At 41.5% G+C, this 24,103-nt stretch carries 25 protein-coding genes and 1 pseudogene; 11 read left to right on the forward strand and 15 right to left on the reverse strand.

Features of this window, described 5'->3' with window-relative positions:
* The first annotated feature begins 92 nt into the window (after window positions 1-92).
* The 3 genes from ACFSVN_RS11090 (at window position 93) to ACFSVN_RS11100 (ending at window position 2,084) form a co-directional block, all read left to right on the forward strand.
* Window positions 93-908, forward strand: coding sequence for a formylglycine-generating enzyme family protein (locus ACFSVN_RS11090; protein WP_390302517.1), 816 nt, complete (start codon window positions 93-95; stop codon window positions 906-908).
* Complete coding sequence (locus ACFSVN_RS11095; RefSeq protein ID WP_390302520.1) at window positions 905-1,519, forward strand: SCO family protein; 615 nt, start codon at window positions 905-907, stop codon at window positions 1,517-1,519. Before ACFSVN_RS11090 ends, ACFSVN_RS11095 begins: the two co-directional genes overlap by 4 nt.
* Before the next feature lie 100 nt (window positions 1,520-1,619).
* Window positions 1,620-2,084 (forward strand): cupredoxin domain-containing protein, encoded by a 465-nt coding sequence (locus ACFSVN_RS11100; protein WP_390302523.1) that lies wholly within the window; start codon window positions 1,620-1,622, stop codon window positions 2,082-2,084.
* Window positions 2,085-2,328: 244 nt separating this feature from the next.
* Here ACFSVN_RS11100 and ACFSVN_RS11105 read toward each other — a convergent pair whose 3' ends face one another.
* From ACFSVN_RS11105 to ACFSVN_RS11115, 3 genes are read right to left on the reverse strand one after another with little or no spacing between them, the layout of a single operon-like run.
* Window positions 2,329-2,682 (reverse strand): DUF488 domain-containing protein, encoded by a 354-nt coding sequence (locus ACFSVN_RS11105; RefSeq protein WP_390302526.1) that lies wholly within the window; start codon window positions 2,680-2,682, stop codon window positions 2,329-2,331.
* Entirely contained in the window at window positions 2,675-3,091 is a 417-nt protein-coding gene (locus ACFSVN_RS11110; protein ID WP_390302529.1) for a type II toxin-antitoxin system VapC family toxin, read from the reverse strand. The genes ACFSVN_RS11105 and ACFSVN_RS11110 overlap by 8 nt, the downstream gene beginning before the upstream one ends.
* Window positions 3,088-3,327 carry a DUF6364 family protein gene (locus ACFSVN_RS11115; RefSeq protein WP_390302532.1) on the reverse strand — a complete coding sequence of 80 codons (240 nt, stop codon included), beginning with the start codon at window positions 3,325-3,327 and terminating at the stop codon, window positions 3,088-3,090. Before ACFSVN_RS11115 ends, ACFSVN_RS11110 begins: the two co-directional genes overlap by 4 nt.
* 177 nt (window positions 3,328-3,504) lie before the next feature.
* On the opposite strand from ACFSVN_RS11115, the gene ACFSVN_RS11120 reads away from it, so the two are divergent.
* Entirely contained in the window at window positions 3,505-4,536 is a 1,032-nt protein-coding gene (locus tag ACFSVN_RS11120; protein ID WP_390302535.1) for an Atu2307/SP_0267 family LLM class monooxygenase, read from the forward strand.
* A 52-nt stretch (window positions 4,537-4,588) separates the two neighbouring features.
* On the opposite strand, the pseudogene ACFSVN_RS11125 reads toward ACFSVN_RS11120, so the two are convergent.
* The 4 genes and pseudogenes from ACFSVN_RS11125 to ACFSVN_RS11140 form a co-directional block, all read right to left on the reverse strand.
* A pseudogene (locus ACFSVN_RS11125) lies at window positions 4,589-5,755 on the reverse strand (DUF3095 domain-containing protein).
* Between the two features lie 138 nt (window positions 5,756-5,893).
* On the reverse strand, window positions 5,894-6,169 hold the full coding sequence (locus tag ACFSVN_RS11130; protein ID WP_390302538.1) for a hypothetical protein: 276 nt from the start codon (window positions 6,167-6,169) through the stop codon (window positions 5,894-5,896).
* Window positions 6,120-6,734, reverse strand: a complete 615-nt coding sequence (locus ACFSVN_RS11135) for a DUF4382 domain-containing protein (RefSeq protein WP_390302541.1) — start codon at window positions 6,732-6,734, stop codon at window positions 6,120-6,122. The genes ACFSVN_RS11130 and ACFSVN_RS11135 overlap by 50 nt, the downstream gene beginning before the upstream one ends.
* 124 nt (window positions 6,735-6,858) lie before the next feature.
* Entirely contained in the window at window positions 6,859-8,637 is a 1,779-nt protein-coding gene (locus ACFSVN_RS11140) for a DUF2207 family protein (RefSeq protein WP_390302544.1), read from the reverse strand.
* 108 nt (window positions 8,638-8,745) lie between these two features.
* On the opposite strand from ACFSVN_RS11140, the gene ACFSVN_RS11145 reads away from it, so the two are divergent.
* The 3 genes from ACFSVN_RS11145 to ACFSVN_RS11155 all read left to right on the forward strand — a co-directional run bounded on the left by ACFSVN_RS11145 (window position 8,746) and on the right by ACFSVN_RS11155 (window position 11,417).
* Window positions 8,746-8,901 carry a hypothetical protein gene (locus ACFSVN_RS11145; protein WP_390302547.1) on the forward strand — a complete coding sequence of 52 codons (156 nt, stop codon included), beginning with the start codon at window positions 8,746-8,748 and terminating at the stop codon, window positions 8,899-8,901.
* Between the two features lie 73 nt (window positions 8,902-8,974).
* Complete coding sequence (locus tag ACFSVN_RS11150) at window positions 8,975-9,355, forward strand: type II toxin-antitoxin system VapC family toxin (RefSeq protein WP_390302550.1); 381 nt, start codon at window positions 8,975-8,977, stop codon at window positions 9,353-9,355.
* Window positions 9,356-9,821: 466 nt separating this feature from the next.
* A complete protein-coding gene (locus ACFSVN_RS11155) occupies window positions 9,822-11,417 on the forward strand; it encodes a S10 family peptidase (RefSeq protein ID WP_390302553.1) in 1,596 nt (531 codons plus the stop codon).
* A 112-nt stretch (window positions 11,418-11,529) separates the two neighbouring features.
* Here ACFSVN_RS11155 and ACFSVN_RS11160 read toward each other — a convergent pair whose 3' ends face one another.
* On the reverse strand, window positions 11,530-11,832 hold the full coding sequence (locus ACFSVN_RS11160) for a ferredoxin family protein (protein WP_390302555.1): 303 nt from the start codon (window positions 11,830-11,832) through the stop codon (window positions 11,530-11,532).
* Window positions 11,833-11,946: 114 nt separating this feature from the next.
* Here ACFSVN_RS11160 and ACFSVN_RS11165 point away from each other — a divergent pair, with 114 nt between their 5' ends.
* Window positions 11,947-12,291, forward strand: a complete 345-nt coding sequence (locus tag ACFSVN_RS11165) for a four helix bundle protein (RefSeq protein WP_390302558.1) — start codon at window positions 11,947-11,949, stop codon at window positions 12,289-12,291.
* Between the two features lie 24 nt (window positions 12,292-12,315).
* On the opposite strand, the gene ACFSVN_RS11170 is transcribed toward ACFSVN_RS11165, so the two are convergent.
* The 5 genes from ACFSVN_RS11170 to porD form a co-directional block, all read right to left on the reverse strand.
* Entirely contained in the window at window positions 12,316-13,641 is a 1,326-nt protein-coding gene (locus ACFSVN_RS11170) for an FAD-dependent oxidoreductase (protein WP_390302561.1), read from the reverse strand.
* A 77-nt stretch (window positions 13,642-13,718) separates the two neighbouring features.
* A complete protein-coding gene (locus ACFSVN_RS11175; protein WP_390302564.1) occupies window positions 13,719-14,693 on the reverse strand; it encodes an electron transfer flavoprotein subunit alpha/FixB family protein in 975 nt (324 codons plus the stop codon).
* 113 nt (window positions 14,694-14,806) lie between these two features.
* The gene (locus ACFSVN_RS11180; protein ID WP_390302567.1) at window positions 14,807-15,577 is read right to left on the reverse strand and encodes an electron transfer flavoprotein subunit beta/FixA family protein; all 771 of its coding nucleotides are present in this window, start codon (window positions 15,575-15,577) and stop codon (window positions 14,807-14,809) included.
* Between the two features lie 158 nt (window positions 15,578-15,735).
* The gene (locus tag ACFSVN_RS11185; protein WP_390302570.1) at window positions 15,736-15,921 is read right to left on the reverse strand and encodes a hypothetical protein; all 186 of its coding nucleotides are present in this window, start codon (window positions 15,919-15,921) and stop codon (window positions 15,736-15,738) included.
* A gap of 6 nt (window positions 15,922-15,927) precedes the next feature.
* The gene (gene porD / locus ACFSVN_RS11190; RefSeq protein WP_390302573.1) at window positions 15,928-16,854 is read right to left on the reverse strand and encodes a type IX secretion system protein PorD; all 927 of its coding nucleotides are present in this window, start codon (window positions 16,852-16,854) and stop codon (window positions 15,928-15,930) included.
* A 23-nt stretch (window positions 16,855-16,877) separates the two neighbouring features.
* Between porD and ACFSVN_RS11195 the strand changes: the two genes are divergently transcribed.
* Window positions 16,878-17,702 carry a hypothetical protein gene (locus ACFSVN_RS11195; protein ID WP_390302576.1) on the forward strand — a complete coding sequence of 275 codons (825 nt, stop codon included), beginning with the start codon at window positions 16,878-16,880 and terminating at the stop codon, window positions 17,700-17,702.
* Window positions 17,702-19,765 carry a helix-hairpin-helix domain-containing protein gene (locus tag ACFSVN_RS11200; RefSeq protein WP_390302579.1) on the forward strand — a complete coding sequence of 688 codons (2,064 nt, stop codon included), beginning with the start codon at window positions 17,702-17,704 and terminating at the stop codon, window positions 19,763-19,765. The genes ACFSVN_RS11195 and ACFSVN_RS11200 overlap by 1 nt, the downstream gene beginning before the upstream one ends.
* Before the next feature lie 74 nt (window positions 19,766-19,839).
* Here the strand turns inward: ACFSVN_RS11200 and ACFSVN_RS11205 are convergent, their stop codons facing one another.
* Window positions 19,840-21,006, reverse strand: a complete 1,167-nt coding sequence (locus ACFSVN_RS11205) for a hypothetical protein (RefSeq protein WP_390302582.1) — start codon at window positions 21,004-21,006, stop codon at window positions 19,840-19,842.
* A gap of 297 nt (window positions 21,007-21,303) precedes the next feature.
* On the opposite strand from ACFSVN_RS11205, the gene ACFSVN_RS11210 reads away from it, so the two are divergent.
* Window positions 21,304-22,956 (forward strand): M1 family metallopeptidase, encoded by a 1,653-nt coding sequence (locus ACFSVN_RS11210; protein WP_390302585.1) that lies wholly within the window; start codon window positions 21,304-21,306, stop codon window positions 22,954-22,956.
* 138 nt (window positions 22,957-23,094) lie between these two features.
* On the opposite strand, the gene ACFSVN_RS11215 is transcribed toward ACFSVN_RS11210, so the two are convergent.
* Window positions 23,095-23,994, reverse strand: coding sequence for a c-type cytochrome (locus ACFSVN_RS11215; protein WP_390302588.1), 900 nt, complete (start codon window positions 23,992-23,994; stop codon window positions 23,095-23,097).
* Window positions 23,995-24,103 lie beyond the last annotated feature (109 nt).

The raw sequence follows: 24,103 nt of genomic DNA on the forward strand, positions 1-24,103 counted from the left end.
AGATATCCATTGATTTGAAAATCTGAATAGAAAAAATACCGTAGGGGCGAATCGTATTCGCCCTGAAGGTTTTAAGAAACAATAAAGAAACGATGAGATCCCAAACGAACATATCAACTTTTGCCATTACCATGATGGTTGTGATAGCAGCCTTCATGCCTGAGATTGCGTCTTCACAAACGGCAAGAGTACTTGTTCCGGCGGGATCTTTTCATTCTGTTCTGCCGGAGATTCCGGGTGAACCGGTTCCCGTTGATTCCTTTTATATGGACAACACGGCCGTAACGAATGAGGAATTTGTTGAATTTTTGAAGAACAACCCTGAATGGAAACGTTCAGAGATCCCACCTGTTTTTACCAATGACGGTTACTTAAGAGAGTGGAGATCAGACCTTGATCCGGGCTATGAAAGTCTTGGTATGAACAGACCGGTAACCCGGGTTTCCTGGTATGCAGCTAACGCCTATTGTGCAGCTAAGGATGGGCGCCTGCCAACACTTAATGAATGGGAATATTCGGCTCAATTAATGGAATTCAATTCCGAAGAGGAGATGAATAGGTTCAGCAGCGAATTAATAAACTGGTACTCGGGAATCGATGTAAAAAATCTGTCTGAGGTAGGTTCAAGCGGCATCGAAAATACGGAAGGAATTAAAGACCAATTCGGATTGGTGATGGAGTGGGTAGAAGATTTTAAGCCTATCATTGCCGATGAACTTTCATTGGATTGCGGGACTGTTGGACGTATGAATACGCTTGGAAGTATTTATAGCTATGCGGCTTCCATCCGTTACATCACAAGGATGAGTTTTAATCCAAAAATAACGACCGGGATGGTAGGTTTTCGTTGTGCATATGACACGCCGGCGCCATCAAACCAAACTAATAGTAATGGAGAAACATTATGAAAACGTTGATCACATTTTTAGTGGCTTTTACAGCGATGGTGTCATTTGAAGCTATGGCACAACACAACCATCATGGAAATGCTAAAGAAGCATTGAAAGCCGGTGAAGTTCATGCCGATCATTCATTGTATCATTTGGATTCTAAGTTTCTCGATCACCGAAATGAAGAGGTGCAACTCAGTGACTTTAAAGGTCAGCCGGTGATCGTAGTCCTTTTCTATGGGAACTGTACACAAGTTTGTCCGATCCTGATTCAGGATACATGGCGATTGTTCAAGTTGTTGGATGAGACAACCAAAGCAAAAACAAAAGTGCTCGCGGTTTCTTTCGATACGGAAAATGATACTCCTGAAGTACTCAAAGAATATGCGAAATACGAGCAACTGGATCTTCCCGAATGGCATTTTATCACCGGAAAACATACAGATATTAAAATGCTGGCTACCATGCTTGGAGTAAAATATCAAAAAACCGGCGACGGACATTTTGCACACTCCAATCTGGTTACCGTCCTGGATACCGAAGGCAATATAGCCAAACGCGTGGAGGGCCTGAATCAACCAATGGATGAAGCCGCAGCAGTGATCGAAGCCATGTTAAAGAATTTGTAATTGCTGTAGGGGCGAATCGCATTCGCCCTGGTTAACAACGGAATAGAACTCGGATGACACAGATGTTGCGAATCATCGCTGATTTGGGGTAATTGAAGAAATGAATATTCGATTCTACATATCGTTGGCCGTTCTGATGGGAATTTCAATGCTTGCCACAGCCACACCATCAGACACCCTCACCGTGAAAGTCTTGGGAACGGCTGAAGATGCAAGATTCGAGCCTGTCGTCTTGCAGGTTGAACCGGGTGACGTGATCCGTTTCAAAGTGATTGAGGGACTGCACACAGTGACAGCTTATCACCCAAATAATCGCCGTCCACAACGAATTCCTGATAAAGCAACATCCTTTGATTCCGGAATGCTTACTGCCGGACAAACATGGTATTTAAAATTAGAAGAGAAAGGAGTGTATGATTATTTCTGTCTGCCACACGAAAGGATGGGACATGCCGGCCGGATTTTAGTGGGTGAGGTGAACGAGATCCCAAATTACCCTGCTGGCAGAATACCCGGTTCCATCATAGAAATGCTAAAACATGAAACGGAGAAGGTATTTCCGTAGTTACGAAACTCATTCGGAATGTTTAACAGGCTAAAGGAACACGGATTAGAATGATGTTGAGGATAGTCGCTGATTCTAATTATTGTTGAGATGAAAATGCTCCCTAGGAGCAGCATGTTGATAAAAAAATTAAGTAAACAATAGAACAATTTTTGCCCGTTTGATCTATAGGAATAGTTAGTTTTCCAAAAATTGGGCAATAATGCACATCAGATTCAGTCGAGATGATTGACCCAGTTCAGTATCACCCTTCCAGTAAATCTCCCAGAAACTCCTTCAACAAAACCGTGCTATTATACTCCTCATCTTTAGAAGCATAAACCATCGTAACCGTATCATTTTTCTCGATGATCTCCAGCATCTCATTTACTGCTTCCGAGCCAAATAATTCTTTCCTATAACGCTCCTTGAACTCTTCCCATTTGTCCGGATCGTGGTCAAACCATTTCCTCAGATCGTTACTTGGTGCTATAGATTTCATCCACTGATCCAAAGCGGCCCGCTCTTTGGAAACACCCCGGGGCCAGAGTCGTTCAGTGAGAATGCGGTAGCCGTCCTCTTCAGTGACTTCTTCGTATACCCGCTTTGTTTTAAGCATTTTCGATAAAAGTTTTGGCCCACTCTTTAGGGTGAAAAACGGGAATGGTTGATAATTTGAAATCCTTGGTGTTTCGTGTGATGATCATTTGTGCGTTATGAGAAGAAGCACAATAAAACTGCATAGCATCTTCAAGGTCATTCCAGTTGCTTAAAATTGAACTCATGGATTGATCTGAATCTACTTTAAGGAAATCGACAAATTCTGAAAATTCCCTTAATACTTCTTTGGAATCATACTGCTTGTGATGGCGGTCAATCAAGTAGGCCAAGGTAGGAATTGATATCACGCTCACTCCCATTTCAATATTATTCTGAATATGGAATTGAATGATCTGCTCAACCACACCATTCCAGGGACTTCGTTTCACCAAAAGGTCTAAACAAGCATTAGTGTCTATGAAGGTCATTCCCAGCCGTGTTTTTTGTGAAGGTGATCTCCATAATCTTCCCCGTCTTCTGCAGCAAGATTTGTTGTAATTAACCCGCTAATTTTATTTAGAGCCGTTAACTTTTTCTGCATCTTTTTTTGGGATTGCACAAAATCAGTGAACATTTGCGAAACCGTCGTGTCATTTTCCTTAGCCAATTCTTTGGCTTCCTGAATGACATTGCCTTCTATGGATAGCGTTAATTTTGATTTCATAATAATTTGATCCGTTAAATAACACGTATAAAATATTAAATGATACGTACATTAAAAAGTGAATCGATAAATTTTGATCTTAACGATAAAGTGAATCTATCACTGAGAAAAGGTTTCTCTAACTAAAAATGATTAGTTTAATATTAAATAAAAAGGTTATTCAGAAAACAGAGATTCATGGAATTAGGCATTTATACCTTTGTAGAGAACACACCCATTGAAGGAGAGAGTGAGCTTCAGCATCCATCCAAACGCCTTGAACAGTTGATGGAGGAAATTGAGTTGGCCGATGAATTAGGGCTGGATGTATTTGCGATCGGAGAGCATCATAGGGAAGAGTACGTTTCATCTTCACCTTCTACTTTATTGGCTGCGGCGGCAGCACGAACCCGGAATATCAAGTTGAGTTCAGCTGTAACGGTGCTGGGATCAGAAGATCCTGTCCGAGTGTATCAGCAATTTTCTACGATCGACCTTCTTTCCGGGGGCAGGGCTGAAATTATGGTTGGACGAGGTTCGTTTGTGGAGTCGTTTCCATTGTTTGGGTACGATCTTAAGGATTACGAAGAATTATTCCTTGAGAAGCTTCAGCTGCTTATGAAATTGCGGGAAGATGAAGTGGTAAGCTGGGAAGGAAAATATCGACCTTCAATAAATAACAGAGGAGTTTATCCCCATCCGTATCAGGAAAAATTACCGGTTTGGCGCGCAGTGGGAGGAACCCCAAAATCAGCTTATGAGGCAGGGGCTATGGGAATGCCGATGGCCATCGCCATTATTGGAGGCCAGCCTGCACAGTTTAAACAAATGGTGGATATTCACAAACAAGGAGCGTCAGACTACGATCAGCCTGAACAAAGAGTGAGTATTAACTCCCATGGATTCATAGCTGATACAACCGAGGAAGCTGCAGAAATTGCTTTCCCGGCTTTTAAAACAACGATGGACAAGATCGGAAAAGAGAGGGGATGGTCTCCAATGAGTCGGCAACAGTTTGATGGATCCATCACTTTAAAAGGAGCAAATGCAGTAGGAAATCCACAGGATATTATTGACAAGATAATGTATCAGCATGAGATCTTTGGTCACGATCGGTTTTTACTGCAGATGAGCGTGGGCAGTGTTCCACATGATAAATTGCTTAGATCTATAGAATTGTTTGCGAAAGAAGTGGCTCCGGCGATCAGGAAAAAGTTAGGAAAGGATTAAGTTAGACAGGATTCTTGAACCGGAATAGGTCTCAGAGATCAGTACATCGAATTCAAAGACCGAGTTGTTTCTTTCGGTTCTTGAGTTCCTGAGAGGCTTTGGCATATCCACCTTCGGTACCATCCACAAAGTGAATGTGGTTACTTTGGTAACTGCGTACAAAGCAGGTAACCATAGCAGCGAATGATGTGTGAACTCCATAAGCTAATTTCTTTTGCGAAAATTGATCATCCAGAAATTGAGTAAGAGCCATGCGTTGTTCAATAGTTCCTGAGGCTACAAAGCGGAGTCCGTCCCCAAATTTCTTGTAGTCGGCATGGCGAACAAGATCCGGCTTATAATCACCCCAGTTTGTAGCTGAGGTTTTCTTTTTGAACTTCATGAGATATAATCCGGTGATAAGTTGAAATATCATTGCGAATGCATGTTTCAGCTTTTTGATAAAAGTCGGAGGCTGTGTTTTAAGTCTCCATTCAACACCAAGAAGAAGAGGATTGGCTGTCATTTGAAGATCATTTTCTCTGATGGGATGATACTTATCTTCGCTTCCGTAAATCGCTTCGATCTCCCGGAAACATTTTTCATAGATCTCTACACTTTCATCATCATTTTCACCAAATGCCTGTATGATATAAGCAGCAACTTCATCTTTGTCGCTTGGAACCTGACTCCATCTGCATTCCAACCCGGAAAAATCTGCTTCAATAGGCTTCACCCCTTTGAGCCTATCTTTATTTTTTATAAGATCTTCAGCAAAAGTAACCCCACTTCCCCAAAAGATGGCCTAATCAATAAACTCCGATAATCGCAGTCTTGCAATTTTAATATCATGGCCAAGGTCTCTGAGTTCTTTCATGGAAACAACGCCGACCGCCATTTCCAGTCCATATGCTTCCTTAACTGCCTTTTTACTGAAGGCCATGATACCTTTTACCTTTTCAATGTTTTGGTTTGGCAAAGCCAGCATTGACCCGTCACCGCCAAAGAGATAGGGTAGGAGGTCTTCCTCTTCGAACAGGTTATTCAGCGCGGCAATAATGGAAGCACCGGCCATATTCACTTCTTTATATTTACCAAGCCTGATGGCATCCGTTGAGCCACGAACATCGGCTAAGGCTATGAACCAGTCATCAGGGAGGGGAGTGTATAGCTCATAATTTGAGACATCCCGGAAGGAGGAAAGGATATTGAGGCTTTGATAAAACTTCTCTGTATTCATATTGGGGTTAAATGAGCTGATATTGAACCTTATCAAAATAGAGAAAAAATTGTAGAAGCATGACAGATAGGTTTAGAAATAAAAAAGCCCGTTCTCTATTAAAGAACAGGCTTTTGGTAAGGTAAATAAGAGCTTTACTTAGTTTTGAGTGGAAGCTTCTTCAAGTTGAACATCTTCCTCAAACTGGAATTGTTCTCCTTCTTCCAGCTCAATGCCTTCGACCAGTGAATCAGCGAATGCATTGTTGGTTGGATTGAACCATACATTATAGGTTCCTTCTTCCAGCCCAATGAGTTGGAAATTACCATTATCATCGGGTTGGGTTCCGGTAGTGTCTTCTCCGGCAATGGCGTACACAAAAGGTTCAGCTTCCAGGGGGAAGTACCGTTCCGGAAATACTGGCTTGTTCCTCAAGATCTACAGTTCTAAGCACAGGGTTAAGAATATACATCCCATTTCCTGTAGCAACTATGGATTGAGAAGCGTCGAAGTCGATAACCAGATCATAAACCTGACCTTCTTCAACATCGGCATTCACATTTAGCTTATAGCCTGATTGTTGCGCACTTGGAGTGGTAAGGGCAAATGTTTCCCCGTCAATCACCACTGTGTTATTATCACCTAATATCAGCCTGATCTGATTATACATTCCGGCTTCAAGTTGGGTTTCTCCGAGATCAAGAACGGCTCCGTTCTGATAATCCAGAAGGTTAACGGTGATGGAATCATCCATAATGGAGTACCAACCGTTTTCTTCCTCATCAATATCTTCTTCACCATCATTTTCAGGTTCCTCAGCATCTTCATCCTGATTCACCAAAACCTGCGTAATTTCGATATTCACCTCTTCGTAGTTAGCAGGTGCATCGGTTAATGATACTTTTAGAGTTCCGGTCCCTGGACTACTGTCCGTACTGCATGCTGAAAATGTTATTGCGGTTATAATTAGTGTTGAAAGAGCAAAGATAAGTCGCTTCATGACATTCAATTTCATTGTTTTGGATTGATTCATATTCATGATCTCAAACAAGTGAAATAGTTGAATGTTCCATATGGGATTATTTTTTAATCTTTGTTAAATACCATATATAGTTTCAAATTCATTATCCGGCACCACCGGATGCTCCGCCACCGGGAGAACTTACTGATGCACCTCCACCTGCTACACCTCCTCCGCCGGCGGAAATAGTCCCTGTTGCGGCAAGGTTACTAAAAGAGGATGCCATTGAAGCAGGAGAGTTTGTGCTGCCCGGAAGAATGGTGATCCATGTGATCAAAAGTACTGCATCCGGATTTTGTTCGAACATCTGTTCAAATTCTTGTTTATTTAGTCCAAGTGCGATCCCATAGATGAAATGAAGTCCCAGTTTGTCGTCAGGGATTGAATAATCTTTTGCATTCTTAAGGGCCTTCCGATAACCTTTCCAGGTTATATATATTTCTTCTCCTTTGGGTGTACGCCGGATGATCGCCAAAGAAAGCACGGCACCGATAAAAGCTATTCCCATTGCCACGGCCATGATGGGATGCAGTAAAAATATCAGGGCGATCCCGGTCAACAAAAGAGCCGATTGTATTCCTAAATTCCAGAAGACTCCGGTATAGCTTTTCTTATCAATCCATTCCTGATCTTTGCAGTAAGTGGATAGCTTTTTCTTCCATGCGTAGAACCATTTAGAAACTTCAGTTTCAGAAAATTTGAAGATATCCTCCATCTTGTTTCCTTCTTCCTTTATTCTTTTGGTTATAAAGCTATAAAGGTCTTCCTCCCATTCAGAGATGGTTGAATCGGATTGAATGTCCTTGTCAACAGTTTCAACACTGTAAGTTCCTTTTTCTTCCGTGGAGAGCCAGGAAGATGATTCTTTGTCAGGCTCATTTTCTTCAATCCTAAAATACCCACGCCTTGAAAGGTCGAGTAAGGTTGCGGTAACATGCGCCCCAATGACAGTTTGATTCATTAACAACCAACCTATTGCAGCAGGTTTTTGACGCCCCGGGATCATGATGCTCTTGTTCTGGCTGTAATTCATCTTATGTCTCGCACCATATTTCCGATAGAAAAATACAAAGCATACTATACTGAGTCCGGCCAATACTATCACCGCATTTACCGCAAGATCATAATTACGTGCTTGTTCTGCCGCCAGTTGTCTTTGACTTTCCCGGTACTCACTCTCTTCATTCTCAGCAAAATCTACTGAAAAACCAGGCTCATTTACCTGGATCTGATCTTCAAGAACTGAAGTGGGAAATACAGTTCGAATGATCACTGCTTCGTTTCTATCTATATCAGTTCCTGTAAACTGAAATCCATTGTCGAGTTTTGCAATGTCGAGATCCCAGTCAGGCTCTCTTACCCAGGCATAAAGGTTAGATCGGTCGGTTGTGTCAGGAAGCTGAAGAAGAATGGTAACCTCTTCGGTCGATTTTTCTCTGCCGGCAGCGACGTAGTTCCAGAAAAACTGACTCCATTCCGTGCCTACCGTCAATGCTCCCCGGATGGTATAAGAAATTGAGAATGTTCGCTCTTCATCATTTGCGTCAAAGAACCATTGTACATTAAAGGCTCCTGATGATTCTTCAACTAAAAATGTTTGAGGCTCTTCACTGTTGAGATTCGTAAAATTCTCATCCGCTTCAGAAACTTGAATATTTTCTATGGCTGAAATACCTGACTTTGGGATTCTATAATTGGCCCAGGAATAACTTCCGTCAAAAAAATATGTACGATGTTCGGTTATACGAATGGATCCATCATCATAAATCTGTATTTCGATCTGCAATTCTGGTATAGCATATTCCTTAGCATGAACAGTAGTACTGAAATTGCTCAGCATGGAAATTATAAGTGATAGAATGAAGAATTTCGAAAGTTTCATGGTCAGTAGACAGGTTTTTTTAAAGGATACGGAATCATATTTTTTACTCAAAAAAAAAGACAATGTTATACGTTTACATATAAGCATGAATATGTATAGTTTTAGCTTATGAGAACATCAGTAGATATCCCCGACGATTTAATGAAGAAGGCAAAGATCAAAGCTGTGGAAGAGGAGATCAGTCTTAAAGAGCTGATCATACGTGGACTCAAAAATGACTTGGTGATCTTGAGGAGAAGAACGAAACACCCTGGAAAGATTTAAAGGGGAGAGGCTCAGCTTCCGGGCTTAACCCCGGTGATTCTGGTTTTGAAGGTTCAAAATATTAAGGACTGTTATGATCTTACTTGATACTCATGTTTGGCTTTGGTGGTTACTAGGGGAAGGACCTCTTTCTGAAGAGGAGCGTAAAACACTTGATGAGCATGCTTCCAGAAAAGAGATTGCTATTTCGGCTGCTTCTATTTGGGAGGCTGAGATGTTGCAGAGAAAAGGATTGATTCAGCTGGAACCAAGTTTCAATACCTGGATCTCGCTGGCAACTCAAAATGGAGTATGCACGGTGATTTCGATAGATAAAGAAGTAATACTTGCTCAGGAAAAGTTACCCCAGGATTTTCCTGATGATCCGGCTGACCGACTGATCGTAGCTACTGCTTTGATGAAAGAATATCCACTTGCAACAAAAGATGGGGTACTGCAAGAATTAGGATTTTAAGTACGATGCTGTTACGGTTTGCTGATCATACAACCCTTACCAGATTTACATTTCAACTTTGGAGTGCATAATTTTCTAAATTTCAGGTTACTCCACGATGAGTTTCAGCACCCGTATTTCCTGCGGCAATAATCCAATTATTGAGTCTTTTTCAGTTATCGAATAAAAAGTACTTAACTATGCATTTGGTTACTATTTGAGTAAAGAGGTAAATCTTATCAAAGTTTTGATAAAAGTGTTTTTTACTGGAAACTCTACTTGTAAGTAACTGTATAGTATTGTTATAAATTCAATTAGATAGCCAGTATATACAAATTGGTATAGGGTGTATCTTAATACTGGTTGTAAATTGTTTTAAATAAGTTTACTCAGCTTTGAAATACTGGTTCTAAGTTAGCATTATTTTGTTCATCAGTTACAAAATGTACCTTTCTCTGTATCAATCAAATAACTTATCACTTCAATTATGATTCGCAAATTAACTATCAATAAATACACTTTTAAACTATCCATGGCGCTATGCTTTGGTTTGTTTTTTAGTTTGGCCACAAACACTTTTGCACAAAATAGATCTGGCCAGGAATTAGCTATCGGATTAAATCGGGAACTACCCGCAGATACATCTATCTCAAAAACTCGTAGTGTAAATATAAAAGGTAAAGACATTCCTTACGAGGTAACCGTTGGTACACAACCTGTTTACGGGGAAGACGGCAAACCGGATGCCGCATTGTTTTATACCTATTACCGCAGGACAGATGTTGAAGACACTGAAGATCGTCCTCTCTTGATTTCTTTTAATGGCGGCCCCGGAGCTGCTTCTGTTTGGATGCATTTAGGTTTTACCAGCCCAAAACGTCTGAAACTTACTGATGAAGGCTTTCCTGTACAACCTTATGGTGTTGAAGACAACAATTATTCTGTTATTGATGCCACTGACATTGTATATGTGAACCCTGTTAATACCGGGTTTTCAAGAATATTGAATGACGGTGAACGAGAGCAATTTTTTGGAGTTCAAGAAGATCTGACTTACCTGTCTGATTGGATTGGAAATTTTATTTCCCGACATGACCGTTGGAAGTCTCCAAAGTTCTTGATTGGTGAGAGCTATGGAACTACCCGCGTTGCTGGTTTAGCCGGAAGATTACAAGGAGGACATAATATTTTTGTGAATGGAGTTATCATGCACTCTCAGTGCGGTTTTGGTCAACCAGGGACAGTTACAGGTGTTCAAACTCCTATTACCAATATTAATAAACTTACACATTACACTGCTACAGCTTGGTATTTCAAACAGTTAGCTCCAGATCTTCAAAATAGAAGACTGGAAGATATATTGCCTGAAGTTGAAAAATTTATGATGGAAACCTATTTACCAGCAATTGCAATAGGTGGTACACTTACTGATCAAAAGAGGCAACAAATTGCTAAGCAAATAGCTCGTTATGCGGGTGTCTCAGAAGAGTTTGTTTTAGAGCATAATCTAAGTATCCCAGCTTCTGCATTTTGGAAAGAGCTATTAAGAGATGAAGGCTATACTACTGGTCGGCTAGATTCCCGCTACATTGGCATGGATACTGATAACTCAGGAACACGTCCAGGATATAGCCCTGAATATGATTCATGGAAGCATTCCTTTACTCCTGCAATTAATGAATATTTGCGTGAGGACCTGGGTTTTGCTACAGATCTTGAATATAATATTTCAGGTAATGTACGTCCCTGGAATGATGAGAACGGAAATACTGCAATTATGCTTAGAAGGGCGATGCAACAGAATCCTTCACTAAGAGTACTAAATCAACAGGGTTATTATGATGGTGCTTGCGATCCTTTCGGCGCGAAGTACTCATTATGGCAAATGGATCCATCCGGTCAATTACAAGATCGTATAGATTACAAAGAATACCAGAGTGGACACATGATCTATATAAGAAAAGATATGCTAATTGACTCTAATGATGACGTACGTGAGTTTATACTCAATGCAATTCCTAAAGAAGGAGAAGGCATTAAGTACGATGTGGAAACAGTTGATCTAAGTAGTTATGATCAGTAATGGCATCATTATTTCATTAATCTCTATTGATTAATTATAAAACATCAAAGCCAGTAGAAATAAACTCTGCTGGCTTTTTTATGTCTATGATATTTTTGAAGAGAAGAATTTTCTAGCCAAAATTCCAGGTTACGCCCCGGCCGATCTCAGGATCGGGGAAATTCCAGTCCACGGCCCCCTGATCACAGGCATACATGCACGTTCCACACTCAATGCAGTCTTCTACCTGAAAATGCACTTGATCGTTCTCATCCATGGTATAGCAATTAGCAGGACATACCCAGGTAGTACACTTATGAGGACAAGTTGAATTGCAAATATCCGTATCCACCACAATATGTGGCTTGATCTCTGATTTTGATTGGTTCCGGTAGCTTACAAGTCCGAGGCGTTCGGTTAATTTGAGGTTTTTCATGACGGTTCTAATTGTGAAAAGTGAAAGGGCAAAGGTGAAAAGATTTTTGCCCTTTCACTTTTCAGGTTACAAAATTTTTGGTATTTAATGTGATTAATAAAACAAGGGGGTACCATGATTAAGCTTAATCACAAAGATTTAAACGTTTATAAAAAAAGTATTGAGTTAGTTAGCGAGATCTATCGGTTAACTGAAAGCTTCCCAAAAACTGAAACTTTTGGCTTATCAAGTCAAATGAGACGAGCCGCTGTTTCAATTCCTTCGAATCTTTCAGAAGGTGCATCAAGGAAATCTGATAAAGATCGAAAACGATTTTATCGAATTTCCAGATCTTCACTGGTAGAACTCGATACTCAACTCGAAATTTCAATTAATCTAAATTATCTAAATAACAATAAAACAAAGAAGGTTGAGAGTCTGGCAAACGAAGTATTCGCCATGCTATCAAATATGATTTAAAACTTTTCACTTTTTCCTTTTCACTTATAGTGACTTCCCAGCCTTAAAGCCAAGTTTAGCCAATTCCCAGAAAGAGGCATGTCGCTTAACGGCTCCTTTCAGCATGTCTTTAGACTTCGGTGTTGGTTCATTCTTGATGGAGAAGAACTGTCGGCCGAAATCGCAGATCAAATTCGGTACTTTTTGCTGCATGGTTTCGGTGTGAAGGAGATGTACTGCGTCCTGAAATCCGTTGATGTCCTTCATTACATAACTTTCATCCATCACCTTGCGATACTCTTTCAAGGTAGCCGAGCTGAAGTCGCCTTTTTCTTTGGCTTTTACGATGGTTTCAGCAGCCAGAATTCCGGAGCGCATGGCGTAATCCATTCCCTGAATAGCTTTCCCGGCGTTCATCAATAAGTTGGCAGATTCTCCGGCCAGCAGAATCCCATCTTTGTATAATTCTTTAGGCATAGCTCGCTTATCACCAGAGGAAACCACGTGGGCAGAATACTCCACTACTTCACCATCTTTAATGATATCGGCAATGGCAGGATGGGTTTTAAAGTGGTTCAAAACATCATGCGGACTTTTTTTCTTCTCGCGCATATCTTTGATCCCAAGCACTAATCCAAGAGAAATAGTATCACGGTTGGTATATAGGAACCCACCGCCTTCTATGCCATCTGTTGCCCATCCAACAAATTCGTTACTCATTCCGCTGAGTCCGTTGAGCTGAAATTTCTGCTCCAGCACTTCCTGATCAAACCGGATAATTTCTTTGATACCCGTAAGCATGTGGTCGGCAGGTACGTATTTATCCTGAAGCCCAACCTGACGGGTAAGCAGATTATTGACACCCTCTGCTATGATCACTGAATCGGCATGGAATTCGTCTTCACCGGTTTTGATCCCAACGGCTTTATCGTTTTCCATCAGTACTTCATCTACCTTGATATTCGTAGCGATGAAGGAATCCATGGCATAATCAGAAGCATCAATAGCTTCCTGCACTTTCCCGGAAAGCCAGTTGTCAAATTTCGATCGCAAAACAACAACTCCGTTATATGGAGTTTCATTGAAATGCGAAGATTTAAAGTCGAGGGTAAAAGCAGATTGCTCATCCATAAGGGTAAGCCGGCGATGATTGATGAACCGCTCCCAGCCACCGTCTTCTTCTTCCCAATAATTTGGGACGAGTTTGGCAAGATCACTTCCCCATAAAACACCACCGGAAACATTCTTGGAACCGGCAAATTCGCCTCTCTCGATGAGAAGAAATTTCATGTTGTTCCGTGCCAGAGTCATAGCTGCAGCCAAACCTGCAACTCCGCCACCAATTACTATACAATCAAACTTTTCGTCCATAGGGATAATTTTGAGTTATGAGTCGTGAGTTTTGAGTGGTACACTTAAACTCACCACTCAAAACTCATAGCTCAATACTAATTCTTGATTTTTTTCAATTCTTCAATGAATGGGGGGAGCACTTTATACAAGTCTCCAACAATTCCGTAGTCAGCAATTTCGAAGATTGGGGCATCGGGGTCTTTGTTGATGGCTACAATCACTTTGGAATTTGCCATTCCGGCTACGTGTTGAATAGCACCTGAAATTCCGACTGCAATATAAAGTTGCGGAGAAACCACTTTCCCTGTCTGACCGATCTGTAAACTTGGATCGTAAACACCGGCTTCTGTCAATGCACGGGAAGCTCCGATTCCGGCGCTTAAAACTTCAGCCAGTTCAGAGATCAGCTTTTGGCCTTCTTCGTCTTTTACACCACGACCTGCTGCTATAATAGATTCCGCTTCGTTCAGGTCAATGGTGTCACCTGATGCGGAGATAATTTCTTTAAGGGTTGCCTTCAGCTCACCGTCATCCAAACTGAAATCGATATTTACCACTTCAGCTGAAGTTTCATTTTCAGCCAGATCGTAAGAACCGGAGCGAACAGAAACAAGCACGGTGTCGCCTTTGGCTTCAGTATTGGAAATGATCTTGGCTGCCATAACCGGACGCTTGGCTTTAACGCCACCGTCCATTAATTCAAAAGAAGAGACATCCGGAAGTACGGCAGCATGTTGGTTGGCTGCAAGCGCACCCAAAATATCTTTTGTTCCTTCCGTAGAAGCGAATGCAAAAACAGAAGGATTTGAGGCTTCCATCACTTTTGCCAAAGCCTTTAACAAAGGAGTATTCATGTGATTTTTGAAAATAGGATCTTCCACCACATACACTTTGGAGGCACCATATTTCTGAATGCCTTCCACAAATGAAGAAGCATTGGCATCCACAACAACAGCTTCAACGGAATGCCCGCCTTGGTCTGCCAGTTGCTTGCAATGAGAAAGCACTTCTAAGGATGATCGTTTTATTTTGCCGTCTGCAATGGCGATATGTGTTAAAATTGTGCTCATTCGTTTATTCGTCTTATTTAAAAATTTTTCCTGAAAATAATTTTAAATGTTAACTGCTAAATGTTAAATGGGATTTGGCCATTTAACATTTAAAATTCAAGCATTTAACATTTCTATATTACGTTTGCTTCCGTATCCAGCAGTTGTGCTACTTCACGGGCGATCTCATCAGCTTCGCCTTCAAATTTCTTACCGGCTTCACGTTCGGGTTTTTCTTCATAGCCGAGAACGGTAGTGCTGGCAGTCAGTTCATCTTCACTTAAACCTAGAGATGAAAGCTCAATTTGCTCCATTGGTTTACGCTTGGAAGCCATAATTCCTTTTAAATTTGGAATACGTGGCTCGTTCATATCATTGGAACAGGTAACGGCACAAGGCGTAGGAAGTTCGATCATCTCCTGCCCGGTATCACCCTGACGTTTTACGATGAGTTTGCCTGCCTCGGCTTCAAGTCCAACTGCGTTAGTTGCATAAGGAAGGTTCAGCATTTCAGCGACCATACTTCCGGTCAATCCTGCATCAGTATCCTGAGATTGCTTCCCAAGTGAAAGCACATCGTATTCTTTATCCTCAAAAAACTTGGCAAGGATTCGGGCATAGGAGCCGGAATCAAAATTTGCACTTCCTTCAGTTACAATGTGTGTAGCTTTATCAGCTCCCATGGCCAACGCTTTTCGGATGGTCTCAGATGCTTTTGATGTCCCAATACTGACTACTTCCACTTCACCGCCATGTTTCTCTTTTAAAACGAGGGCTTCTTCAACAGCAGAAGCATCATAGGCGTTGAGGATCTGGCGATCGGCATCTTGAATTAATTTACCGTCTTTGATCTGAAGAGGTGCGTTCACATCAGGCACCATTTTTATACATACGTAGAATTTCATTCGCTAAGATTTTTCGACTTCAAAATTTCAATTATGGAACCGCTTTTTAGGGCGCCTAATATACAAAACCAGCAGATAAATATTTTAGTTCTAAAGATGTTTGGTTGATTTAAATAATGCCCATTATCTATGCATCATATCATATCTATTTGAATATTTTATGAATTGTCAGAATTACGGGACTGCAATTTGCTTAGGGCGTCCCAGGCTATACCAAATAAAATTAGGGTTGAGCCGGCATAAAGGGCATTGAAAGAACTTGTATTAACATAAATATACACCAAATCGATGACAACCATTGCCAACAATAGAGAGATGAGGATCTTTTGAGTTTTAGTTTTCATGGCCTTTCAATTTTGTAGATTTTCGTAATCGGATAAATGTCCCTGATCGGTTTGTCTCAGTACCTCATAAGCTTCAAGCCGAATACCGGTCTCAGCGTTATCAAAAACAGCGGCGATTTCACGGGACTTGGCATCAAAGAAAATATCGAACAAGTAGTTGCTGGTTGAGCGGCGTTTGGCTGTTTGTATTTCTTTCAGTGCATTAAGGATCTCCCGTCGCGCCTCGGTTGGGTCATCTACAAACCGGTCGAGCCCAAGCCGGTGATATTGATAATAGGCAAGCCTCAAAGGGCGGTATCCCGAAGACACCATATCGCTGATAAGCATATTCCGGTTTCTTCTATTATTTGTATTCCGAGACCAACCAACGGCAGAAGTTGTTTGTGCCAGATTCAGAATATTCTGAGCCCTTCCAAAATAATCGGAACCTCCGAATTCAGCGAAAGTGTCAAAATCGTATCCCAGCATAACATAACTGTAGAAATCAATGAACCCCGTCAAGGCATCAAATTGCAATTCATCATGAATCAGGGACTTGCCTTCCGGGTAATTGAATTGCCAGGCGTTGTCACTCAATAAAACAGTCGTTGTTTTTGCTGTTGTGTTATAGACTGGGCGCTGAACCTGAAAAACCACTTCAGCTGAGAAAGTGAAATCAGAGCTTCCACTGGTAAATCCGATCTCAATCTGACAGTTTATTCGTTCTTCCTCATCAAAAACTTCTTCAGTCCAGTTATATTCATTTATATAGCTTTCGAGTGCAGGCTTCAGGTTTTCAATGTAGTTAAAAGAAGAACCTTCAAGTTGCTCAGTATTTAGGTTTACGGTACAATTAAATTCCTGAGCATTTGCAGCGGATATAAAAAGGACAAAAAATATCCCGCAAAAAATAAAGGGCTTTAGTACTTTAACCGAAGTTCTGGGATTTTCCATATCGATGATTATAGTGACTAACAATGATACGAATACAACGGCTTCTTTTTAAAATTTCTTTGATACTTATTTTTGGGGTGATGAGTTTGCCTTCTCATGCACAGCAGATAATGGGAGCAAAGGGATTAGGTATGGGGCAGGCTACTACTGCGCTTCCGGGTTACGACTGGTCACTTTTTTCAAACCCGGCTTTACTAAACAGTAATGATATAGCTGTAGGATTTTATGGGCTGCGGAACTACGGTTTTTCTGAGATCACAGACATGTCTGCAATAGGAAGTTTGCCCACAAAATTTGGGATTGCTGCTTTGGGATTTCATCGGTATGGATATGATCTTTTCAGTGAAACCCGAATCCGGCTTGGATATAAAAACGAATGGCGAATGCTTCACTTTGGCTTGGCTGCAAACTATAATCACATATCTTTTGGGGGTGGTTACGGTTCAGGCGGTGCTTTAGGATTGGATGTGGGTATAGCAGCTGAAATTACGGAAGATCTTTGGGTCGGTGCCCGATCAACGAATGTTAATCGCCCTGAGTATAAATACCAAAGCATGAATGAATATTTATCACGTGATATTTCAATTGGTCTCTCCTATGCCCTGAACGAACTTGCCGTATTTGCTTTCGACATGGTGAAAGACGTACGGTTCCCGGTTTCATATCGGGGAGGGCTTGAAATAAGCGTGATCGAAAACTTAAAAGGTAGAGTGGGGGTCACTACCGAACCTCTGAGTTATTCAATGGGGTTTGGCTATGGCATTGATAGGTGGGATATCAATTTTGCAGTTCAAAAACATGAACTTCTTGGATTTAGTCCGGGTTTTGATTTCATGATCTACTTTTAATGGTTCAACGATTTGTCCGCATATCATTTTTTTTGGCGTTCCTATTGATGGCTTTGATGCCGATCACAAGTTGGGCACAGCAGCAGGATACTACTACGGTTGAAGAACAGCTTGAACGTGCTTTTGAGGAATTAGATCCGGAAGAATCAGGATTGACCGGTGAGCAGCTCACGCAATTCTTGGAAGACCTTTCCTCAAATCCCATCAACATTAACCGAGCTGGACTTGATGATCTTCTTCAGGTACCGGGCATAAACCTAAAAATAGCCCGTGCTATTATAGATTATCGAGGTGGAAAACCATTTGAGACCCGGGAGGAGTTGCTGGAAGTTAGTGGTATTGGTCCGGCAACGTATCGTCGAATGCAGCCATACGTAACTGTAGGAGGAACCGGAGCTCAATTCAGGGATATGTTCACGCGCCCCGAATATTGGCTTTCCGGGCGTAAATTTGACATCTTTTCCCGGTATCAGCAGGATATTGAGCAGAGAGAAGGATACAGGCGTCCGGATTCATTGGGAGGGTACCTTGGTAGCCCGGTAAAATACTATCAGCGGTTAAGGATGACCACAAACCATCTTTCTGTAAACCTAACTCAGGAAAAAGATCCCGGTGAAACCCTGAACGGGATAAATGATTTTGATTACAATTCCGGCCACATTGCTTTGATCGATAATGGAAAATTGAATGACTTAGTGATCGGGGACTATAGCGTTAGCTTCGGTCAGGGATTAGTGTTGTGGTCGGGTGGAGCGTTTGGGAAAGGGCGTGAAGTTACCGGTACTATCAGCAAGAATGAGCGTGGTATAAAGCCGTATTCATCCGCCCAGGAAACAGATTACTTTCAAGGAGTAGCAGCTTCATACGGAGAGAAAATAGAGCTAACGGCGTTTTATTCTGATCGTGCCAGAACGGCTTCTATCATTGAAGGAGATACTACAAGGTTCCCAAGTTCCGCAGGGTTTCATCGTACAGAGAATGAACTTGAACGGAAAGATAATATTAACCAAAAAACCTATGGGGGGCGTGTACGAGTTGATACCCGTTTTGGCCTGATAGGTGCCACCGGATATTATAATTCATTCAGCAGTTACATTGCCCAGGGAACTTCGATCAGTAATAGGTTTGATTTTGAAGGGTCTGACCATTCCGTTTTAGGAATTGACTATCGGGGTTTGATCAGGAATGCTTTTGTATTTGGCGAAGTTGCCAGAAGTGAGAATGGAGGATTAGGAGCAATAGCCGGATTGGAAGCACCTGTTGGTGAGGATACGGAGCTGGCACTTTCATATCGTAATTACCAGCGGGATTTTCAGTCCTTTTTTGCCAGCGGATTCGGTGAGCGTTCTTCAGCACCTCAAAATGAGGAAGGATTTTATATTGGCCTTCGACATGATCTTAATCAAAAAATAACACTCAGTGGCTATTTCGATCAATACCGGTTTGCCTCCCCAACCTTCGGCACTACACAAGCTACCGGTGGTTTTGATATGCTTGGTATGGCGGAAGTGTTTTTCAATTCACGGTTAAATGTTTATTTGTTACTTCGCAATGAGATTCAGGATGAAGAGTATGTGGTAGTGAACGAAATTGGAAAAGAAGAGTTAAGAGTCGGACAGGAAAAAAGGTCAAGTATCCGTGCTAACTTTGAATATTATGTTAGCCCGACAGTACGGTTAAGATCAAGGGTAGAATTTGTGCAAAATCAAGAGGCAGGGGGTGAGAGAGAAGATGGGTTTTTGATCTACCAGGATCTTAGGGTACAACCAACCCCAAAGTTGCGTATAGACGGACGAATCAGCTTGTTTGATACCGACAGCTTTACCACAAGGGTTTATCAATTTGAAAGTGACTTGCTTTATGTGCTTTCCAATACTGTACTATATGACCAAGGCCAGCGTGCCTATATAGCTTTAAAATACGATGCCACAAAATTTGCAGATATTTGGTTCAAGTACGGCATTACCATTTTTGAAGATACCCAATCACTTGGAAGCGGACTTGGAGAAGTACAGGGTAACAAGAGGAGTTCTTTTGGATTACAAGTACGATTTCAGTTTTGATAAGTATCTTAAAAAAGAGGAAAGCACGAGTTAACGCACTTCCCTATAAAACCTTTAGTTATCTATGCTATTCGCTAGAAATAATACCCAATATTAATGTTAAAGCGGGTATTCCAGCGAGCATCGTTCAGGCCTTGCCCAAGTCCCTGTCCAAAGTTTTCAGTTAACCAGGGATGGTTATTCCCGCGAGCTATGTCAAAGTAAGTGTAAACGTCTCCTGCTGAAAGTAAAAACCCAAGCACATGCTGGTGGGCATCATTAAAGCCATCGATGTTTTTTTGGAAATAGGTATAGTCGTTGTAGAAATTCAGGTTTGTGATAGGTCCCCATTCCACATCGTAGCTATAGCTGAGTCCTGCCGAATACATGTTCATTTCCGTTGCAACCGGATAGGGAGATGCGTAGGCACCCATATTCACAAAATCGACGCTTTGTCCATTATCATCCTGCGCATCCATACCATAGTTGGTGAATTGACCTTTGAAGTTCCAGTTACCATAATTGATATCAGTATGGATCGCTAAAGCATATCTGGAAGTGGTTTCATCCAAAACTTGATTCCATATCTGCCCAACCTGACCGCTGGCTCCTACATTTACATTTCCGTTATCAATTTCAAATGTTCGGGTTCCCCGCAGATTCAGTTGGTTACGTTCGTAGTTTGTTTGATTTCCGTCAGGCACGATGTCATATGAATATCTTCCCGATCCCCCAAAACCAAATGATGCTGATCCTGCTGCCGGTCCTGCAGGTTCAGGTTGGAAGAAGTATGCTGCCATTACATCCCAGTTATCAGCTGTATGAGTGTATTTGATTCCCATGTCGTGATCGTCCTCAAGCCCTACATAATATGGCCCCTGAAACCACCAATTGTGAGAATTATATTGCAGATTACCGAACGGCACCTGAGTAACACCAATTTGAATGTTATCCTTTTCATTAAAGTAATAACCTATCCAACCTTGTTTTACAAAATGAGTATTAAAAGTCGGATAGAAACGATATTCAAAGTTTAACTTTACGCCATTATTTTCAGCGTTGACGTTTATTCTCCAGGTATCCCAGGTAAACTGGGCATCATTGTTATCTATTGAACCGTCTTCATAGTCAGTCAGGATTACGTTATAGCGTACTGCACCACCAACCGAAAGTGAGGACTCATCATCCTGCGCAATAGCCTCAAAGGTGTAAGTTGACAGGAGCATTAAAAATGAAGCAACAAAAAATAGTAGGTTTTTCATTATTAGATCCGAAAAGTTAAATTAATTACTATGATTCTTTTTTAAGAAACTCTCCCAATCAGCCAGGGAGCAGAACACCACAAAAAACTGAAGCATAATTATTTCACATGCAGTAGGTGTTTTATTTTATAGTCTTAACTTTAAAATTCGATATATCAATATAATAGATTAAAAGACTTTTTGAAATTGAATGATAGCCTAAATTATTAAAAACAGATACTTAACAGTGTAACAAAGCTTTTCTCAAAAAATGAGATAAGAATTAAATGTACTCCATATTCCTCCACACCAAAGCATATGATATTAAAAACGTTCAGAATAACCCTAATTACTTTATTAACGGTAGCTTTTGGAGGAATAACCTCTATATATGCGCAGCAACAATTCTCAAAGCAGGATACTCTCCGTGGAAGCATAACTGCTGAGCGTGCCTGGTGGGATCTGACGTACTATCACCTTTCGGTTGCAGTTGAAATTTCAGAAAGGAGAATCTCAGGAAGTAATCTCATTCAATACAAAGTCCTCAATTCTCACCAAACCATGCAGATAGACCTGCAGGAGCCATTGAATATTTCCCGGATCACCCAAAATGGCAAAGCTTTAAATTTTACGAGAGAAGGGAGTGCCTTTTTCATAGAGATTGAAGAAGTGCAGAAACGCGGAGATATAAATGAGATAACGGTTCATTATTCAGGTAAACCAGTGGTTGCTGCACGTCCGCCATGGGATGGAGGTTTTACCTGGACTCAGGATAGCAATGGAAAACCATTTGTTGCCACTTCAAATCAGGGAATCGGGGCTAGTATTTGGTGGCCGAATAAAGACCACCCATACGATGAACCGGACAGCATGCTCATCAGTATCACTACACCGGATACACTCATGGATGTTTCCAACGGGCGGTTAAGAGAAGTAAATGAGCCGGGCGACGGGACTAAAACCTGGCATTGGTTTGTCTCCAATCCGATCAATAATTATGGAGTGAATATTAACATTGGAGATTATGTGCATTTCGGGGATACATATGATGGCGAAAAAGGCACACTCGACTTGGACTATTATGTGTTACGCGAAAATGAAGAAAAGGCCAGAGAGCAATTCAAACAGGTAAAGCCGATGATGGATGCCTTTGAATATTGGTTCGGCCCTTATCCTTTTTATGAAGATGGATATAAGCTGGTGGAAGCTCCTTATCTGGGTATGGAACATCAAAGTTCGGTTACCTATGGCAATGGGTATCAAAATGGATATTTGGGGCGTGACCTGAGTGGTTCTGGCTGGGGATTGACTTTCGATTTTATCATCATCCATGAAACGGGACATGAGTGGTTTGCCAACAATATCACCTACGCTGATGTGGCCGATATGTGGGTGCATGAAGGGTTTACTAATTATTCTGAAAGCTTGTATCTGGATTACCATAATGGGGAAACAGCTGCAAATGAATATGTGCAGGGGTTGCGGTTGGGCATTCAAAATGATCGCCCTTTGATCGGCACTTATGGAGTCAATCAGCGTGGCTCAAATGATATGTATAATAAAGGAGGGAACTTGTTGCACACCCTTCGCCAGGTTGTGGCCGATGATGAACTGTGGCGGGAAATACTACGAGGGTTGAACCGGGAATTCTATCATCAGACGGTTACTTCTCGTGAGGTTGAAGAATACATCAGTGAGAAATCAGGAAGAGATCTGACTTCCTTTTTCGATCAATATCTGCGTGATACACGAATTCCAACACTTGAGTATGCTTTTCGGGAAGGCCGGCTTTTTTACCGATGGGCCAATGCGGTGGAAGGTTTTAATATGCCTGTCGATGTAACGATAAATGGGGTTGATCGGCGCATTGAGCCAACAACAACCATGAACAGCACGAATATGGAAGAGTCTGAAAAGTACACACTGGCACTTGACCCGAATTACTATGTGGGAAGCTTTAATTTGCTGTGAAATTAAAACCCCGGCTCAAAAAAGAAAATGAACCGGGATTTAAGGGTAATATTATTTTTTTGCAGGGGTGAAATGAGTGACTAAATTTTCAACGGGATTGACTTCCCTTATATAAGCATAAATTGCCCTCAGCTCTTCTTAGCTCATTTGAGCGTAATTTTTCCAAGGCATTACGGTATTGAATTGACCGGCCGGTACTTCTCTGAATTCAAAGGAGGAATCTGCATAGGCTTTAAAACGATCAACAAACATAGCTTCCGTCCAGCTTCCTATACCCGTATTCAGATCGGGAGTAATATTGGCTGTCCGTACAACACTGCCATCTTCTAAACCAAACTCAAATCCGCCGGCCAATTCCATTCCGGGAATATTAGCTCCTTTTTCCTTTGGAGTATGACAATCCATGCAGCTTGCAGCGGTTACCAAATATTTACCCCATGTAACAGGATCGCTTTTATCCGGTCTGACGCTGGGTTCAGCCTTAGTGGGCATGGTATTGATGATGAAATTCATTGGAAAGAAGGATTCCGATTCCGGAACTTCATGTTCAATTGGATCCAGTGTCCTTAAATAGGCGATCACAGAATAAATATCTTCCTGATCCATCTTTGCATAATTGGGCCAGGGCATGATAGGGAATAACGCCTTTTTCTCTTTATTAACTCCGGCTGTAATGGCCCGGTAGATCTCTCCATCGGTCCAGTCACCCAAGTTAGCAGGGGTTAGATTAGTCGAATAGTAATTGCCCGGCAATCCTTCTTTCTCAACGCCGTATAAATTCCCGCCGGCGCCAAGCATTGTAGGTTTAATTGGATGAGCAAATCTGGTTTTTTCCTTGGGTGTGTGGCAGTGCATACATACCATTACATGATTTGCAAGATGCTTGCCGCGGTCAATCCTTTCCTGAGTAACTTCAACTTCAATATCAGGTGCAGTTCCAACATCAGGCAATGCCGCAGATATATATACCAAGGAAGCTGATACCAACGAAAATAGGATCAACAACACTACTCCCAAAACTATAAACAGTTTCTTCATAGGTCTAATAATTTTAGTTAGAGAAGCTTTTGTAACCCGATAATATTTAATCAAAAGCCCCGATTGTTTCGAGGCTAAATGTGCATAAATAATTTGTAATTATCTACAA

The sequence above is a fragment of the Gracilimonas halophila genome (genome assembly GCF_042684365.1).
Lineage (GTDB): Bacteria > Bacteroidota > Rhodothermia > Balneolales > Balneolaceae > Gracilimonas > Gracilimonas halophila.